The organism is Metabacillus litoralis, from assembly GCF_020524045.1.
In the GTDB taxonomy this organism is placed as follows: domain Bacteria; phylum Bacillota; class Bacilli; order Bacillales; family Bacillaceae; genus Metabacillus; species Metabacillus litoralis_C.
Genome location: NZ_JAIVKL010000020.1, coordinates 1 through 16,506, shown reverse-complemented (window position 1 = coordinate 16,506; position 16,506 = coordinate 1). Strand labels below are relative to the sequence as shown.

13 protein-coding genes, 2 rRNA genes and 1 other annotated feature are annotated in these 16,506 nt (G+C 35.8%); all 15 genes read right to left on the bottom strand.

The window, feature by feature from the left end:
• Positions 1-16: 16 nt before the first annotated feature.
• Positions 17-1,414: a cysteine--tRNA ligase gene (cysS, locus tag LC076_RS20495; protein ID WP_226670983.1), complete on the bottom strand. Its 1,398-nt coding sequence runs from the start codon at positions 1,412-1,414 to the stop codon at positions 17-19.
• On the bottom strand, positions 1,365-2,051 hold the full coding sequence (cysE, locus tag LC076_RS20490) for a serine O-acetyltransferase (RefSeq protein WP_226671080.1): 687 nt from the start codon (positions 2,049-2,051) through the stop codon (positions 1,365-1,367). The genes cysS and cysE overlap by 50 nt, the downstream gene beginning before the upstream one ends.
• A 97-nt stretch (positions 2,052-2,148) precedes the next feature.
• Positions 2,149-2,393: a binding site (T-box leader), on the bottom strand.
• Between the two features lie 49 nt (positions 2,394-2,442).
• Positions 2,443-3,900, bottom strand: coding sequence for a glutamate--tRNA ligase (gltX, locus tag LC076_RS20485; protein WP_226670981.1), 1,458 nt, complete (start codon positions 3,898-3,900; stop codon positions 2,443-2,445).
• A gap of 489 nt (positions 3,901-4,389) precedes the next feature.
• Entirely contained in the window at positions 4,390-4,866 is a 477-nt protein-coding gene (gene ispF, locus LC076_RS20480) for a 2-C-methyl-D-erythritol 2,4-cyclodiphosphate synthase (RefSeq protein WP_226671079.1), read from the bottom strand.
• 221 nt (positions 4,867-5,087) lie between these two features.
• On the bottom strand, positions 5,088-5,765 hold the full coding sequence (gene ispD / locus LC076_RS20475; protein WP_226670979.1) for a 2-C-methyl-D-erythritol 4-phosphate cytidylyltransferase: 678 nt from the start codon (positions 5,763-5,765) through the stop codon (positions 5,088-5,090).
• A 163-nt stretch (positions 5,766-5,928) separates the two neighbouring features.
• Positions 5,929-7,029 carry a PIN/TRAM domain-containing protein gene (locus tag LC076_RS20470; RefSeq protein WP_226670977.1) on the bottom strand — a complete coding sequence of 367 codons (1,101 nt, stop codon included), beginning with the start codon at positions 7,027-7,029 and terminating at the stop codon, positions 5,929-5,931.
• A gap of 183 nt (positions 7,030-7,212) precedes the next feature.
• Positions 7,213-8,292, bottom strand: a complete 1,080-nt coding sequence (gene disA, locus LC076_RS20465; RefSeq protein WP_226670976.1) for a DNA integrity scanning diadenylate cyclase DisA — start codon at positions 8,290-8,292, stop codon at positions 7,213-7,215.
• A gap of 7 nt (positions 8,293-8,299) precedes the next feature.
• On the bottom strand, positions 8,300-9,673 hold the full coding sequence (gene radA, locus LC076_RS20460) for a DNA repair protein RadA (RefSeq protein WP_226670973.1): 1,374 nt from the start codon (positions 9,671-9,673) through the stop codon (positions 8,300-8,302).
• A 189-nt stretch (positions 9,674-9,862) separates the two neighbouring features.
• Positions 9,863-12,307 (bottom strand): ATP-dependent protease ATP-binding subunit ClpC, encoded by a 2,445-nt coding sequence (clpC, locus tag LC076_RS20455; RefSeq protein ID WP_226670971.1) that lies wholly within the window; start codon positions 12,305-12,307, stop codon positions 9,863-9,865.
• Positions 12,304-13,401, bottom strand: a complete 1,098-nt coding sequence (locus LC076_RS20450; protein WP_226670969.1) for a protein arginine kinase — start codon at positions 13,399-13,401, stop codon at positions 12,304-12,306. The genes clpC and LC076_RS20450 overlap by 4 nt, the downstream gene beginning before the upstream one ends.
• 2 nt (positions 13,402-13,403) lie before the next feature.
• Positions 13,404-13,955: a UvrB/UvrC motif-containing protein gene (locus LC076_RS20445; RefSeq protein WP_226670968.1), complete on the bottom strand. Its 552-nt coding sequence runs from the start codon at positions 13,953-13,955 to the stop codon at positions 13,404-13,406.
• Between the two features lie 15 nt (positions 13,956-13,970).
• On the bottom strand, positions 13,971-14,432 hold the full coding sequence (locus tag LC076_RS20440) for a CtsR family transcriptional regulator (protein WP_226670967.1): 462 nt from the start codon (positions 14,430-14,432) through the stop codon (positions 13,971-13,973).
• A 124-nt stretch (positions 14,433-14,556) separates the two neighbouring features.
• Complete coding sequence (locus LC076_RS20435; protein WP_226670965.1) at positions 14,557-15,255, bottom strand: MgtC/SapB family protein; 699 nt, start codon at positions 15,253-15,255, stop codon at positions 14,557-14,559.
• A gap of 795 nt (positions 15,256-16,050) precedes the next feature.
• Positions 16,051-16,166: ribosomal RNA gene (gene rrf, locus LC076_RS20430) — 5S ribosomal RNA — on the bottom strand.
• A 222-nt stretch (positions 16,167-16,388) separates the two neighbouring features.
• Positions 16,389-16,506 (bottom strand): 23S ribosomal RNA (locus tag LC076_RS20425); the annotation flags it as partial.

Genomic DNA, 16,506 nt, shown 5'->3' with positions numbered 1-16,506 from the left:
CAATAGACGTAATCAATTAACTACGTTTCCACCTTGTTCCTTGTGGAGTATCTTCTAAAATGATGTTTAAATCTTTTAATTTGTCACGAATCTCATCTGATAAAGCGAAATTCCGCTCTTTTCTCGCTTGTATACGTTGTTGAATCATCTCTTCAATCTCCTCATCTAGAAGTTGATTCGTCGCAAACTTAATTCCTAAAACATCCCCTAACTTATCTAACTCATCCAGAAATGCTGTAATCACTTCTTCTGATGTATTTTGTTCCTGTATATAGTAGTTTGCTTGTTTTGCAAGATCAAATAAAACAGAAATGGCATTCGCTGTATTAAAATCATCATCCATCTCTTTTTCAAATTGCACGCGAAACTCTTTTATTTTATTTAGCCATTCATCATTATTTTCTGTTAAATTCGTACTACTATTCTTTCGGTGTTGTAAATTCACGTATGAAGTGGTAATACGTTCAAAGGCATTTTTAGTACTTTCTAATAAATCTTGTGAAAAGTTAATAGGATGTCGATAATGAACAGATAACATAAAGAAACGAACGATTTGTGGATTAATCTCTTTAATAATATCGTGCACTAACACGAAGTTTCCAAGTGACTTAGACATTTTTTCATTATTGATATTAATATAGCCATTATGCATCCAATATTTCGAAAAGATTTTTCCAGTCACTGCTTCAGATTGAGCAATTTCATTTTCATGATGTGGAAAAGTTAAATCCTGACCACCGGCATGAATATCAATTGTATCTCCCAAGTATTTCTTTGCCATTGCTGAACATTCAATATGCCAGCCTGGTCTTCCTTCACCCCAAGGACTTTCCCAGGAAATTTCGCCCTCTTTCGCTGATTTCCAAAGAACAAAATCTAATGCATCCTGTTTCTTTTCACCTACATCAATTCGATTACCAAGCCTAAGTTCCTCAATTGATTGATGAGAAAGCTTCCCATAACCTTCAAATTCCCTTGTCTTATAGTAAACATCCCCACCAGCTTCATACGCATAACCTTTATCAATAAGAGCTTGAATGAAATCAACGATAAGATCAATGTTTTCTGTTACGCGTGGATGCATATTCGCACGTTTACAACCTAGAGCAGTTACATCATCAAAGTAAGCATCTATGAAACGATTTGCTATTGTTGGGACATCTTCACCAAGTTCATTCGCTGCTTTAATTAATTTGTCATCTATATCTGTAAAGTTAGAGACAAAATTCACATCATAGCCTTTGTATTCTAAATATCTTCGCACTGTGTCATAGACAATTGCTGGCCTAGCATTTCCTATATGAATATAATTGTAAACCGTTGGACCACAAACATACATTTTCACCTTACCTGGTTCTAGTGGTTCAAATGTTTCCTTTTGCCTTGTTAGCGTATTGTACAACTTTATTGTCATATTCACTCGTTCCTTTCCTTAACTGTTGGACTTCATCTCTTAATCCTTTAACTTCAGCTTCCAATTCCTTAAATCGATCTGCAACTGGATCAGGTAGATCACAATGATTTAAGTCTTGGTCAACTCTTTTGCCGTTCTGAATGACGACCCTACCTGGTATACCAACAACAGTTGAATGATCGGGAACCTCTTTCAGAACAACTGATCCTGCACCTATTTTAGAGTACGCACCAACAGTGATTGATCCTAAAACCTTTGCTCCAGTTGCTATTAATGCATGATCTTTAATGGTTGGATGTCGTTTTCCTTTTTCTTTACCAGTTCCACCGAGAGTAACTCCTTGGAATACTGTCACATCATCACCTATTTCACAAGTTTCACCAATAACTACACCCATACCATGATCAATAAAAAAGCGGCGACCGATCTTTGCAGCCGGATGGATTTCCACACCAGTAAAAAAGCGACTCACCTGGGAAACAGCTCTAGCTAAGAAAAAGAGCTTTCTTTTATATAACACATGGGCTATTCTGTATCCCCAAATAGCATGTAAACCAGAGTAAGTTAAGATGACCTCAAAATAGCTTCTTGCAGAAGGATCTTGTTCAAATACCACGTCTACATCTTCTTTCATCATTTTTAACACTTATATCCCTCCAATCATCACCTTTATTAGTCTATATAAGAAGAAGAAATTGCTTTTTTTACATATAAAAAAGCGCCTCTGTATATGATACAGAGACGCTTAAATGCGCGGTTCCACTCTGTTTAGGTATGAGAGGAACATAACCTCGAGACACCTCAACTTTTGACTCTGTAACGTAGAGTAATACGCTTTTACTTACTAATCTATATTAGACGTTTAGCAAAAGACTCTAAGGTGCATTTCAAGCCTAATTTCTCTTAAACCTCTTTCAGCCAGTGGAGGTTCTCTCTATAAAAGGAAATTAAACTTTACTCTCCTTATCAACGCTTTACTTATTTAAAATAATGTATTAACCATACTATATTACATTTTTATCAAAAAGTTAACTAATTACACTATTTAATCTAGATATTACAATATTCTTACCTAATACTGCAATTGATTTTGGTAAATCAGGACCATGAGTCTGACCTGTAATTGCCACACGGATTGGCATAAATAGATTTTTACCCTTCTGACCAGTTGCTTTTTGAACAGCTTTTATTGAAGATTTAACTTGCTCAGCAGAGAAGTCCTCTACATTTTCTACCTCATTTAAGAAGGCCTTCAAAACCTCTGGTACACTTTCGCCTTCAAGAACAGTTTCTGCTTCTCTGTTATATGAAATATCCTCTTTAAAGAATAATTCTGTAAGCTCCACAATTTCCGCTCCATAACTCATTTGTTCTTGATACAGTGCAATCAATTGATGAATTCGCTCTATTGCTTCTTCATTCATGTCTTCTGACACTCTACCTGCCTTCACTAAATGTGGTAATGCAAGTGGGATAAGCTGTTCTACCTCTAACTGTTTAATATATTGATTATTCATCCATGCTAATTTTTGTGTATCAAAAACAGCTGGTGATTTAGATAACCTCGCTGAATCAAAGATCTCAATCAACTGATCCTTTGTATAAACTTCCTCTTCTCCACCTGGAGACCATCCAAGAAGGGAAATAAAGTTAAATAGAGCATTTGGAAGATAGCCTAGCTCCTCATATTGTTCAATAAACTGGATAATTGATTCATCACGCTTGCTTAATTTTTTACGATTTTCATTAACAATTAACGTCATGTGGCCAAATACAGGTATATCCCAACCAAATGCTTCATAAATCATCATTTGTTTTGGTGTATTTGAAATATGGTCTTCTCCACGAAGAACATGCGATATTTTCATTAAGTGATCATCAACAGCTACCGCAAAATTATATGTAGGTGTTCCGTCCTTTTTTACAATAACAAAGTCACCCATGCCTTCAGATTCAAAAGAAATATCACCTTTTACCATATCATTAAATCGATATTCTTTCTTATCCGGAACTCTGAAGCGAATACTAGGTTTCAATCCTTTCCCTTCTAGCTCTAGCTGTTCTTCCACAGTTAGATTTGCATGCTTTCCAGAATATTGAGGAGTTTCACCACGTTCCATTTGTTCCTCACGTTCTTTTTCTAACTCTTCTTCTGTGCAAAAACATTTGTAGGCTAGTCCTTTTTCTACTAACTCTTCGTAATATTTTTTATAAACATCTGTTCTTTCAGACTGACGATAAGGTCCATATTCTCCCCCAACATCAACACTTTCATCCCAGTTTATTCCTAGCCAATTTAAATACTTTAATTGACTTTGCTCTCCACCCTCGATGTTTCGCTTCTTATCGGTATCTTCAATCCGAATAATGAATTTACCACCCTGGTTTTTTGCAAATAAATAGTTAAATAATGCCGTTCTTGCATTTCCAATATGTAAATGTCCTGTTGGACTTGGTGCATAACGCACTCTCACTTCGTTTGTCATTTGTTAACCTCCACTAATTAGTAGTTATTATATTTTAGATGCTGTAAAACATTGTTATTGGTTTTCGTTACAGGCATTTGCTTTCCAGGTGGAAATATTAAAAAATCCCAACTGCTGACTTTTTTCAAGGCTCTTTTCTGAAAGATTGTTGCTAATTGACCTAATTCACTGTTAGAAAAAGTATTTTCTTCGCATAAAAGAGACTATTCTAGAAGAAAAGATGCCACTAGACTTTATATAGTGCTGTTTCCATCAAGTATTAAAAAGCAACAAAGTATAGGAATACAGCCTTTTTCAAAAAAACGAAGCCTATTGCGACCCGGAGGCCTTCTCGGCGCTAGTATCTGTGGGCTCTTTAGAGTTTCCCCGAGTCAACTTGAAGTCAAGTAATAAGACCTAATTTTACCATCAATATGAAAGAGACACAAAACAATTATAACCAGAAACAATCGTCCAATTCTTTGTCTCCTTAGACACAGAAAGATACATTTAGCGTTTTTGTATCAATACTGTGGCTTGAGAAGCAATTCCTTCTTGTCTGCCCGTAAAGCCTAGTTGTTCAGTTGTTGTAGCCTTTACATTTACTTGTGATATATCCGCTTCTAATAACTCCGCTATTTTTTCTCTCATCTTTTCAATATGTGGAGCCATCTTAGGTTTCTGCGCAATAATTGTACAATCGATATTACCTAATTCATATCCTCGGTCTTTCACTAGCTTCCAAACATGTGTTAATAGCTTTGCAGAATCAGCATCTTTAAAAGTGTGATCTGTATCAGGAAAGTGTTTTCCGATATCACCTTCTGCTATTGCACCTAAACAAGCATCTGCCACAGTGTGTAATAAAACATCTGCATCTGAATGACCTAGTAAACCCTTTTCAAATGGGATTTCAATTCCACCTATAATGAGTGGTCTTCCTTCAACTAATTGATGTACATCAAATCCTTGTCCAACTCTAATCATCATCGTTTCCCTCTTTCTCAATCTTTTCAAGTACAAAAGCACAAGCGCTTTGATTAGCCCCAACAAGCATAAGACAATTAGGAATATAAGTGTGTTTCTTTACATTAAATTTCTAATTAGCTTATGACCCGGTAGCCTCATTTAATAAGTAATATGAACTCTTTGGCTTATATAAGTTGGCTTATCAAGCTTTCCCATATAAACATTTCAAGACATGGTATTTATTTTCTTTTTACTATCGCTTCAGCTATTAATAAATCATCAGGAGTGGTTATTTTTAAATTTGTATAATCACCCATCACAATCGACACAGGTTGTCCTACTCTCTCTAAAAGACTAGCATCATCTGTCCCAAGAAAACCTTCTGCTATTGCTTGTTCATGGGCACTTAAAATTAATCCTAGTCGAAATGCTTGAGGTGTTTGAATACCCCAAAGATTAGAACGATCAAGGGTTTGACTAACAATTCCATGATCAACCACCTTAACAGTATCCTTTAAAGGAACACCCAAGGTTGCTGCACCCGTAATCTCTACTTTACGAATTAGTTCTTCTATACTCTTATGAGAAACAAATGGACGTGCACCGTCATGAACAAGAACATAGTCCTCATTATGACAACTCTTTAATCCGTTATAAACACTATTTTGTCTCTCGGCACCGCCATAAACCATTTTTTTCACTTTTGTGATTTTATACTTAAGCAATAACTCTTCAAAATCATTCGTTTCCAATTCGTTTATCACAAGAATAATCGCTGAACAAAGTGAGTGGTTCTCAAAAACCCTTAGCGTATGTATAATAAGTGGTATTTCATCAACTTCTATAAATTGTTTATTTTTCCCAGCCTTCATTCGCTTACCTTGACCTGCTGCTGGTATGACAACTTGATAGTTCATTTGGAGGTACTCCTTTTATTATTTCAATTAAGACATGTATAACAACATAATAAAAGATTACACTTCATATGTAAAACAGCCCATGAACATTGTATATGTTGTTCATGGGCTGTTCACTTATTCCACTTGGTAACACCAGTTATTCTAAGTGAAACTTAACTCACTATAAAGCTGCTTTTTCTAATAACTTAGGCTTGGCAAAAATCATTCTACCCGCTGAGGTTTGAAGGACACTTGTTACTAATACCTCAATATGCTTCCCAATATAATTACGACCATCTTCTACAACAATCATTGTGCCGTCATCTAAATAAGCAACACCTTGATTATGTTCTTTTCCATCTTTAATGACTTGAACTTTCATTTCTTCCCCGGGAAGAACAACCGGTTTAACTGCATTAGCTAAGTCATTTATATTTAACACATGAACTTTTTGAAGTTCACACACTTTATTTAAGTTGAAATCATTTGTTACAACAACACCTGATGTGAGCTTTGCTAGTTTAACTAGCTTGCTATCTACTTCTTGAATTTCTTCAAAATCACCTTCGTAGATCTCCACATTAATTGAAAGCTCTTTTTGGATTCTATTAAGGATATCTAATCCTCTTCGTCCCCTATTTCTCTTTAATACATCTGATGAGTCGGCTATATGCTGAAGCTCTTCTAGAACAAATTGTGGAATAACAATTGTTCCTTCTAAAAAGCCTGTTTGGCATATATCAGCAATTCTCCCATCTATAATCACACTTGTATCTAAGATTTTGAGCTTCTTATCCTCTATCTCATTTTCCTCTTCTGCTATACCCTTTTTCTTACCAATTTTATTAGGTACAGTAAACAAATTGACAAGCTCATCTCTTTTCTTAAATCCTACTTGAAAACCTAAATAACCAAGTAATAATGTTAGGAAAATTGGGATGATTGTATTAAACACCTGATATTGTATATCTTTTAAAGGGATAACAATAAGAAAAGCTACTATAAGACCGAAAATTAAACCTAAACTCCCAAATAATACATCTGTAACAGGCGCTTTTACTACAGCTTCTTCTAGAACCTTTATCCAGTTTACAACATAATCAACTAACCAAAATGTTGCGACAAAAAATATTATTGCACCTAGTACTGCTAACGTATAAGGTGTATTAATAAAAGGTATGTCCTGCATATTTAATAGTTCTAGCAATTCTGGTATGAATAGAATACCTAACATCCCACCCACACTTAGAAATAAAAGTTGAATTATGCGTTTAATTAACATACCTTCACCTCCTTCTTAGGTAATTACTACTTTATCCTAATTTTGTTAAATAGAAAATAGATATTTAAAAATGTAAATAGATTGACATAAGGCTGTAATCTCAAACCACAATAAAAACAATTCTAATATACCCTATTTTCCCCTAATTAAAACAAAATTATTAAAAGTTTCATTAAAAATTAATTATATGTGACGATCGATCAGGAGTTGTTCCTTTAGCCTTTTAAGGCCCTCCTTAATTTTTCTTGCTCTAACCTCCCCAATACCATCCACCTCATCTAACTGTTCTACGGTTGCTTGCAAAATAAGTTTCAAATTTTTATATTTTGTCACTAAATTTTCAATAATAATTGATGGAAGTCTTGGTATTTTATTTAATGTTCGATAACCTCTAGGAATAACAGGGCTATCAATATTCGTAAATGATGAGTGACCTAATAACTTAAATAAAACAGAATCCTCTAATAGCTCAAAGCTAGACAAATCTTGTAATTGCTTAATAATCGGGTAAGGATCTACAGCTTTGTCATTAGCATAATCTTTTATTAAAAGCGCAGCCTCACCTTCTAAGCCAGTTAGAAGTTCAGCTAATTGAAGTCTTATTAAATGTCCTTCTGCTCCAAGTTCATTAACATAATCATTTATTTCATCCTTTATTCTGAGAACCATTTCAAACCGATGCAACACTTGAAGAACTTCTTTAAATGTAACAAGTTCTTCGAGCTCTAATGCCCCTAGCGTTCTAATAGACTGATCTAGAACAATCTTATACTTTTCTAATGTTTGTATCGCTTGATTAGCCTTGGTTAAGATAACCCCGATATCTCTAAGTGCATATCTTAATTCACCATGATATAAGGTAATGACATTTCTCCGCTGCGATATCGCAATAACTAAATTTCCAGTTTGTTTAGCCACTCTTTCGGCCGTCCGATGTCTCATACCTGTTTCTGAAGAATAAATCGTTGGATCTGGAACCAGTTGGGCATTGGCAAACAAAATCTTATTACCCGAATCACTTAACACTATAGCTCCATCCATTTTTGCTAATTCGTATAGATGAGCAGATGAAAATGCACATTGAATAGAAAAACCACCATCAATAACTTCTTTCACTACTTCGTTATGTCCTACAACAATTAGCCCACCTGTTTTTGCACGAAGGACATTTTCTATACCTTCTCTAATAGGAGTGCCTGGTGCCACAAATTGTAGAATCTCATTCAATGACTTTTCTCCTGTTTTACTTTCTATGTTGGTCATCGATCTGTTAACCCCCTAATGTTTTATGAAGGGCCTCTGCAACATTTTTAACTCCTACAATTTCAATATCAACTGGTGGATTCCATCCTCCTATATTTGCCTCTGGTATGACTGCCCTCTTAAAGCCTAGCTTTGCTGCTTCCATGACTCTTTGCTCAATTCTTGAAACTCTTCGCACCTCTCCTGTTAAACCAACTTCACCAATAATTACATCTGTAGGCTTTGGTGGTGCATCTTTAAAGCTTGAAGCTATGCTTACTGCAATTGCTAAATCAATGGCAGGTTCATCAAGCTTCACACCACCTGCAACTTTTAAATACGCATCTTGATTTTGCAATAAGAGTCCTACACGTTTCTCTAATACAGCCATTAGCAATGGAACGCGATTATGATCAATTCCTGTTGCCATCCTTCTTGGATTACCAAAACTAGTTGGTGAAATCAGCGCTTGAATCTCAACCAAAACGGATCTAGTACCTTCCATAGAAGCCACAACAGTTGATCCAGCAGCACCCTTTGAACGTTCTTCAAGGAAAATTTCAGATGGATTCTGAACTTCTTCTAAACCAGACTCTTTCATTTCAAAAATTCCCATCTCATTTGTTGAGCCAAATCGATTCTTAACAGCTCTTAAAATCCGAAAAGTATGGTGTCGTTCGCCTTCAAAATAAAGAACAGTATCAACCATATGTTCTAAAATCCTTGGTCCTGCAATCGATCCCTCTTTTGTTACATGACCAACAATGAAAATCGCAATTCCTTTTGTTTTAGCAATTCTCATTAGTTCAGCTGTTGACTCCCTAACTTGTGAAACACTACCTGGTGCTGAGGTTATTTCACTATGAAAAACTGTTTGTATCGAATCAACCACAACAAATGTGGGATTTACTTCTTCAATAGCTTTTGATATATAACTTAAATCTGTTTCAGATAAAACTAATAACCTATCAGATTTTACGCCAAGGCGATCCGCTCTAAGCTTTGTTTGTTTAACCGATTCTTCACCTGATATATATAAAACATCATTCCCATTATCAGCTAGTTGAGAAGACACCTGTAATAAAAGTGTAGATTTACCTATACCCGGATCTCCACCAATTAACACTAAAGAACCCTTAACAATACCGCTACCTAACACTCGATTAAATTCCTCTGAGTTCGTGAAAATTCTTGGTTCTTGGGCTGTTTCGATGCTTGTAATGGGAGAAGGTTTTTGTAATGTTTGACTTGAATGTGCAAAAACTGCTCTACGTGAAGAGGCTGGTTTTGAAACCTCCTCTGTCATTGTATTCCACTCACCACAACCAGGGCACTTCCCCATCCATTTTGGTGATTCATAACCACATGATTGACAGATAAACTTCACCTTTGCTTTAGCCATTAAATAGTTCCTCTCTTATTAGATTACCAAGTAGACAAGTTCTTTATGATACTTATCCTATAATTATATTTAAATAATGTGAAAAACCCTATGTAAATTGTGAAATAAACGACTGTTTGAAATAAAGAAAGCGAGGCACACAATTCTTGTATGCCTCTACTTCCTTCTTCATTCTATCTAATTTTATTACTATTGTTTTACTTCTTCTTTTTCAGATGTTCTGACAATAAATTCCCCATCTTCAACATCTAAAACGATTTTCTGACCTTTATTTATTGTTCCTTTTAAAAGTTCTTCAGATAATCGATCTTCAACATTCTTTTGAATTGATCGACGTAAAGGTCTTGCACCGTATTCTAGATCTACACCTTCTTCAGCTATTTTCTCTTTTGCTGGATCAGTAAGCTCTAGTGATAGATCTTGTTCCATTAATCGCTTCGTTAATTGATCTGACATGAGTGAAACAATTTCTTTTAAATGTTTCTTTTCTAATGCATGGAACACAATAATTTCATCGATACGGTTAATGAACTCAGGTCTGAACGCCTTTTTCAACTCGTTCATTACCTTGCCTTTCATATCTTTATGGTTTTGTGTTTCATCTTGAATATTGAAACCAACATATTTATTTCTCTTTAATTCACTTGCTCCAACATTAGAAGTCATAATTAAAATAGTATTTCTAAAGTCGACAGTTCGACCTTTAGAATCTGTTAAACGCCCATCTTCTAATACTTGTAATAATATATTAAATACGTCAGGATGAGCTTTTTCAATTTCATCTAAAAGAACAACCGAATATGGCTTTCTTCTAACCTTCTCAGTTAATTGGCCACCTTCTTCATAACCAACATATCCTGGAGGTGATCCTACTAGACGAGAAGTTGAATGCTTTTCCATGTATTCGGACATATCAATTCGAATCATAGAATCTTCGTCACCAAAAATTGACTCTGCAAGAGCTCTTGCTAGTTCTGTCTTACCAACACCAGTAGGTCCTAAGAAAACGAATGATCCAATTGGTCGCTTAGGATCCTTAAGTCCTGCACGTGCACGACGAACTGCTTTAGCAACAGCTACAACAGCCTCTTCTTGACCAACTACTCTTGAATGTAAAAGACTTTCCATATTCAGCAATTTATCAGTTTCAGTTTGTGCTAGTCTTGAAACAGGAACACCAGTCCAGCTTGATACAACCAATGCGATATCTTCAACAGTTACTTCAGTGTTTTCCTGCCCTTGTTTTTCTTTCCATGTTTTCTTTGTTTCTTCTAATTGTTCACGTAAACGTTGCTCAGTATCTCGTAAAGATGCCGCTTTTTCAAACTCTTGACTTTGTACTGAAGCATCTTTTTCATTACGTATTTCCTCAAGCTTTTGCTCAAGCTCTTTTAAATTAGGCGGTGTTGTGAATGAGCGTAAGCGCACCTTTGAACCTGCTTCATCTATTAAATCAATTGCTTTATCTGGTAAAAAGCGATCAGAAATATATCGATCTGACAACTTAACAGCAGCATCAATAGATTCATCTGTAATTGACACTCTATGATGAGCCTCATATCGATCTCTTAGCCCTTTTAAGATTTGGATGCTTTCATCCACTGTTGGCTCATCCACTTGAATTGGCTGGAATCTTCTTTCTAACGCAGCATCTTTTTCAATGTATTTTCTATATTCATCTAGAGTTGTAGCACCGATACATTGTAGTTCACCTCTAGCTAATGATGGTTTTAAAATATTTGATGCATCAATTGCACCCTCTGCACCACCGGCACCTATTAATGTGTGAAGCTCATCGATGAACAGAATGATATTACCTGCTTGACGAATTTCATCCATAACTTTCTTTAGACGATCCTCAAACTCTCCACGATATTTTGTACCCGCAACAACTGTACCCATATCTAAAGTCATTACTCGTTTGTCACGTAGAATTTCCGGCACTTCATTTTGTACGATTTGCTGTGCTAACCCTTCGGCAATAGCTGTTTTACCAACACCTGGTTCACCAATTAATACAGGGTTGTTTTTAGTACGTCGACTAAGAACCTCAATTACACGCTGAATTTCTTTACTTCTTCCGATAACAGGATCCAGGCTGCCTTCTCTTGCAATAACAGTTAAATCTCTAGCTAAACTATCTAGTGTAGGCGTGTTCGCATTTGTCATACTTCCACCTTGATGGTTTGCAGAAGATTCATTACTTCCTAATAACTGAAGAACCTGCTGTCTTGCTTTATTTAAACTGACTCCTAAGTTGTTTAATACCCTAGCTGCAACTCCTTCACCTTCACGAATAAGTCCTAATAAAATATGCTCGGTTCCAACATATGAGTGCCCAAGCTTTCTAGCTTCATCCATTGATAATTCAATCACTTTTTTCGCTCTAGGAGTGTAGTGAATTGTTTGAGAAGCATCTTGCCCTCTCCCAATTAACCCTTCAACTTCTTTTTGGATTTTTTCAGGTCCTAAGCCTAACGCAATTAATGCTTTAGCAGCAATGCCTTCTCCTTCACTCACAAGACCTAGAAGAATATGTTCAGTACCTATATTGTTATGCCCTAAACGAACTGCTTCCTCTTGTGCTAAAGCAAGTACCTTTTGAGCGCGTTCTGTAAATCTTCCAAACATCATAATTCATCATCCTCCATCCGATTATTGCTTTCCTTCTCTAAGTTCAAACGTTCTCTAATCAATGCTGCTCGTCGAATATCTCGATCATTAGGACGTAAAGGACCTCCAAAATATTGTTGGAGAAACCCTGGCTGGGTTAACACCATCAGCTCATTTAAAATATTTCGAGAAATATCTTTTATAATACCTAAATCAATGCCAAGCCTAACATCAGATAAACATTTTGCCGTTTCATTTGATTCAATAATTCGGCTATAAGCTAAGGTTCCAAATGAACGATAAACTCGGTCCTCTACCTGTATCTGTGAAGAGTTATACAGTGCTTCACGAGTATTTCTTTCTTGTGTAATGAGCTGCTGAACAACACTGATTAAATCATCCACTATGTCTTTCTCTGACTTACCTAGTGTAATTTGATTTGAGATTTGAAATAAGTTACCTACAGCTTCGCTTCCTTCACCATATATTCCTCTAACAACAAGACCTAATTGATTAATGGCAGGAATAATTCGATTAATCTTTTGGGTGAGTACTAACGCAGGTAAATGCATCATAACAGATGCTCTTAAACCGGTTCCTACATTTGTTGGACAGCTTGTTAAGTAACCTCTTTGTTCATCAAATGCATAATCAACCTCTTCTTCAATCCAATCATCTAGTTGATTAGCCATGTTCAAGGCTTCTTCAAGTTGAAGACCTGGATAAAGACATTGAATACGGATATGATCTTCCTCGTTAAGCATTATGCTAACTTCCTCATTTTCCGATAATAAGCACCCACCGAAAACAGATTGATCAGCGAGATTTGGGCTTATTAAATGTTTCTCTACCAAAACCCTTTTTTGTATCGCCTGCAGATCATTCATTTTTAATAACTCTAACTGACCTATTTTTTCAAGTGTCTTATTTGCATATGTTTGTTCGAAAAAATCTAGAACCTTTTGTGAATCTTTATCCGAAGAAACAGTTGGAAATTTATATTGCTCCATGTTTCGAGCTAAACGAATTCGACTACTTAATACAATGTCCGAATCCGGACCTTCCTGACTCATCCATGCACTCATTGCTTTACTCATGAAATTCTGGAGTGACATAATTAAGATCCCTCCTCACGAATATTACTTAGTTCTTTTTCGAGTGACCTTATTTCGTCCCTAACTTTTGCTGCTTCTTCAAACTCTTCTTGTTCAATAAAATTATGAATACTAGTCTTTAATTCATCAATTTTCTTACGTATATGAATATCTCCACCACTTCTAGTCGGAATCTTTCCTGAATGGACTGTATTGCCGCCATGAACCCTTCTAAGGACAGGTGTAATATAATTTTTAAATGTAGAATAACAATTTGAACAGCCAAACCTACCTACCTTTTTAAACTGGTGAAGTGTCATATTACAACAATCACACTTAGGGACATCTTCTGCTTTAAAAACATTATGTTCTTCTGTTTTTGCTATACCCTGCTCCATATTAAGTAACCCTGTTAATAAGTTATTTAAAGAGAAGCCTGCATTGCCGTTGAACATAAAAAGCTCACTGTTCTCTTTTGCACAATGTTCACAAATATGAAACTCCGTTTTTTCACCATTTATCACTTTTGTAAAGTGAAACGTTGCCGGTCTTTCATTACATTCCTGGCAAATCATTCGTCTCCCCTACCTTTACTTATATTTCAATGATGTTATCATAGCTTTAAACATTCTTGCCCTTAGTTCGTCTCTATGTGGGAGTTCAATATAAAGGACTGAACGATCTATTACACTTAACATCAATTTAGCTTCACGGGAAGATATCACATCTTCTGTCACTAAGCGGCCAATAATATCTTCTGCAGCAGCTTGGGAAAGGCGTTGGCTAATTAAGTGTAGTATCTGATCAAGAAGGTGTGCTTGATTATTTGCCCGCACCTTAATAATCCGGATATATCCTCCACCACCACGCTTACTTTCAACAGCATAGCCTCTCTCAATTGTAAATCTTGTATTAATAACATAGTTAATCTGTGAAGGAACACATTGAAATTTATCTGCTATTTCACTGCGTTTAATCTCTACAATTTCTCTCCCACTATTGTCTAGTACATTTTTTAGGTACTGTTCAATAATGTCTGAAATATTCCTCACTCAACCTCCCCCTCACTGACTTTGACTATATTTGACTATAACCTAACTATAAATGGAACAGAAAAATTTTTCAACTTTTCTGTTCCATTTAAATATTGCCAAATTCAAAGAAAGTGAAACCTATTTAAAATATTTTTTCCACCTCATCTATTTCTACTAATACCTTTTCTAAATGAGTATGTGTTACAGAAGATATATCTATATCTAATTGGTAATAAAAAGTAACATAATTCTCCCTTACTTTTCGACAAGATGTCATGACAACCTTATTCGTATCGATATCAAAAGTTCTTAATTTCTTTATCACATCATCAATAGTAGATTTATTAGAATGAACAGTAACCTTCATTTTCTTTCTAGCTTTTTTAACATACATAAACTTCTCTAATTTGTTTAAAAAAATTAACGACATTAATACTATAGTAGTAGTGAAAATGGCTAATGTATACATTCCAGTGCCAATAATCAACCCCAGACCAGCAACAATCCAGATTGAAGCAGCAGTTGTTAATCCTCTAACTGTAGCTCCCTTAACTAAAATTGTTCCTCCACCTAAAAATCCTATCCCACTAATAACATATGAGGGTATCCTTGAGGGATCAAACTGCACTCGACTATTACCCTTAATATATTCATCAAATCCATATAGAGATAAGATCATCATTAGACATGATCCAATTCCTACTAGTAAATGAGTACGAAAACCTGCTGGATGGTTCTTAAACTCCCTTTCTAGCCCAATAACACCGCATAATAGAGTAGCTATTAGAATTCGAGTAAACATTATATATGTATCATGATCAATAAAATCAAGTAGATTCATTTTAATCTCCTATATAAATAGATTAGGGGGTTATATATATATATACGCAAATTCATTTGTTAAAACACAATTTTCATAAAAATTAAATTAAATCTTTTTCTTATTCTATATCTCTGTTTCATTTATATGAGTTTAACTGTGATTCTATAGATTAAAATGTTATATAAAAAAAGTAAAAGGTGGAATTAGAATTAAAAACTAGAGAATATTTATAAGGGAAAAATCAGTCGTCTTTGGTCAGAACTGACAGGCATAAGACGATCTTTGCCTGTCATTCCTGAGTCCTTATTAATCCAACTCAAGAGGCTAGGTGGTAAAGCTAGACTCCTAAACTAGGTGACGGCTTTACTTTTTTATCATATCTTGTTCTAAGTTTTTTCAATGGTATCTTTTATGTTCTTTATGTATGCACAAAAAAAAAGACCAGTATCTCTACTGATCTTTCTACTCTTTACTTGGCGACGCCCTACTCTCACAGGAGGCCCCCCCCAACTACCATCGGCGCTAGAGCTTAACTTCCGCGTCCGGATTTCGTCTTGCGATAAGCGGCGAATCTCCGCGTCAGCTTGTTCATTCAGATCCTCATGTGCCAACTACGCACATTCCGGTCTTCACTCTCGGCGCTCCCTTGAACTTCTTGCTTCTCCCAAGCCTCAGGCTAGTAGTTCCTTTTAGTCTCTACCTCCTATACATATCTTCGATATAACCAATATCATGTATAGAATCTGCCTTTATATCTTTTACCTTTTTCTCCACAAAAAAAGACCAGTATCTCTACTGATCTTCCCTCTTTTTACTTGGCGACGTCCTACTCTCACAGGGGGAAACCCCCAACTACCATCGGCGCTGAAGAGCTTAACTTCCGTGTTCGGCATGGGAACGGGTGTGACCTCTTCGCCATCATCACCAAATAATTGGTTTACGGCTTCCGATGAACTTCACATTTCTGCGTCATCGATGCTCGTCAACATCCTCACGTACTAAAGTACGCTCCGGTGTCTCCTAGGGTCGATTCCTTGAACTGTTCGTTCCTCGAAACCCTTTTACTCTATATAGAGTTTTCAGGAATAATATATTCCTTCAAAACTAGATAACGATTATACAATTCAATTCACTGACGTTCGCTTAAATATTAGGTTAAGTCCTCGATCGATTAGTATCTGTCAGCTCCACACGTCACCGCGCTTCCACCTCAGACCTATCAACCTGATCATCTTTCAGGGATCTTACTAGCTTACGCTATGGGAAATC

What these genes read in the sequence shown, in the direction of transcription:
- disA (WP_226670976.1), bottom strand. Translation starts at nt 8,292, where the DNA reads ATGACCAACATAGAAAGTAAAACAGGAGAAAAGTCATTGAATGAGATT.
- LC076_RS20470 (WP_226670977.1), bottom strand. Translation starts at nt 7,029, where the DNA reads ATGTTAATTAAACGCATAATTCAACTTTTATTTCTAAGTGTGGGTGGG.
- clpC (WP_226670971.1), bottom strand. Translation starts at nt 12,307, where the DNA reads ATGATGTTTGGAAGATTTACAGAACGCGCTCAAAAGGTACTTGCTTTA.
- ispF (WP_226671079.1), bottom strand. Translation starts at nt 4,866, where the DNA reads ATGATTAGAGTTGGACAAGGATTTGATGTACATCAATTAGTTGAAGGA.
- gltX (WP_226670981.1), bottom strand. Translation starts at nt 3,900, where the DNA reads ATGACAAACGAAGTGAGAGTGCGTTATGCACCAAGTCCAACAGGACAT.
- LC076_RS20445 (WP_226670968.1), bottom strand. Translation starts at nt 13,955, where the DNA reads ATGATTTGCCAGGAATGTAATGAAAGACCGGCAACGTTTCACTTTACA.
- LC076_RS20450 (WP_226670969.1), bottom strand. Translation starts at nt 13,401, where the DNA reads ATGTCACTCCAGAATTTCATGAGTAAAGCAATGAGTGCATGGATGAGT.
- cysE (WP_226671080.1), bottom strand. Translation starts at nt 2,051, where the DNA reads ATGATGAAAGAAGATGTAGACGTGGTATTTGAACAAGATCCTTCTGCA.
- ispD (WP_226670979.1), bottom strand. Translation starts at nt 5,765, where the DNA reads ATGAACTATCAAGTTGTCATACCAGCAGCAGGTCAAGGTAAGCGAATG.
- LC076_RS20435 (WP_226670965.1), bottom strand. Translation starts at nt 15,255, where the DNA reads ATGAATCTACTTGATTTTATTGATCATGATACATATATAATGTTTACT.
- radA (WP_226670973.1), bottom strand. Translation starts at nt 9,673, where the DNA reads ATGGCTAAAGCAAAGGTGAAGTTTATCTGTCAATCATGTGGTTATGAA.
- cysS (WP_226670983.1), bottom strand. Translation starts at nt 1,414, where the DNA reads ATGACAATAAAGTTGTACAATACGCTAACAAGGCAAAAGGAAACATTT.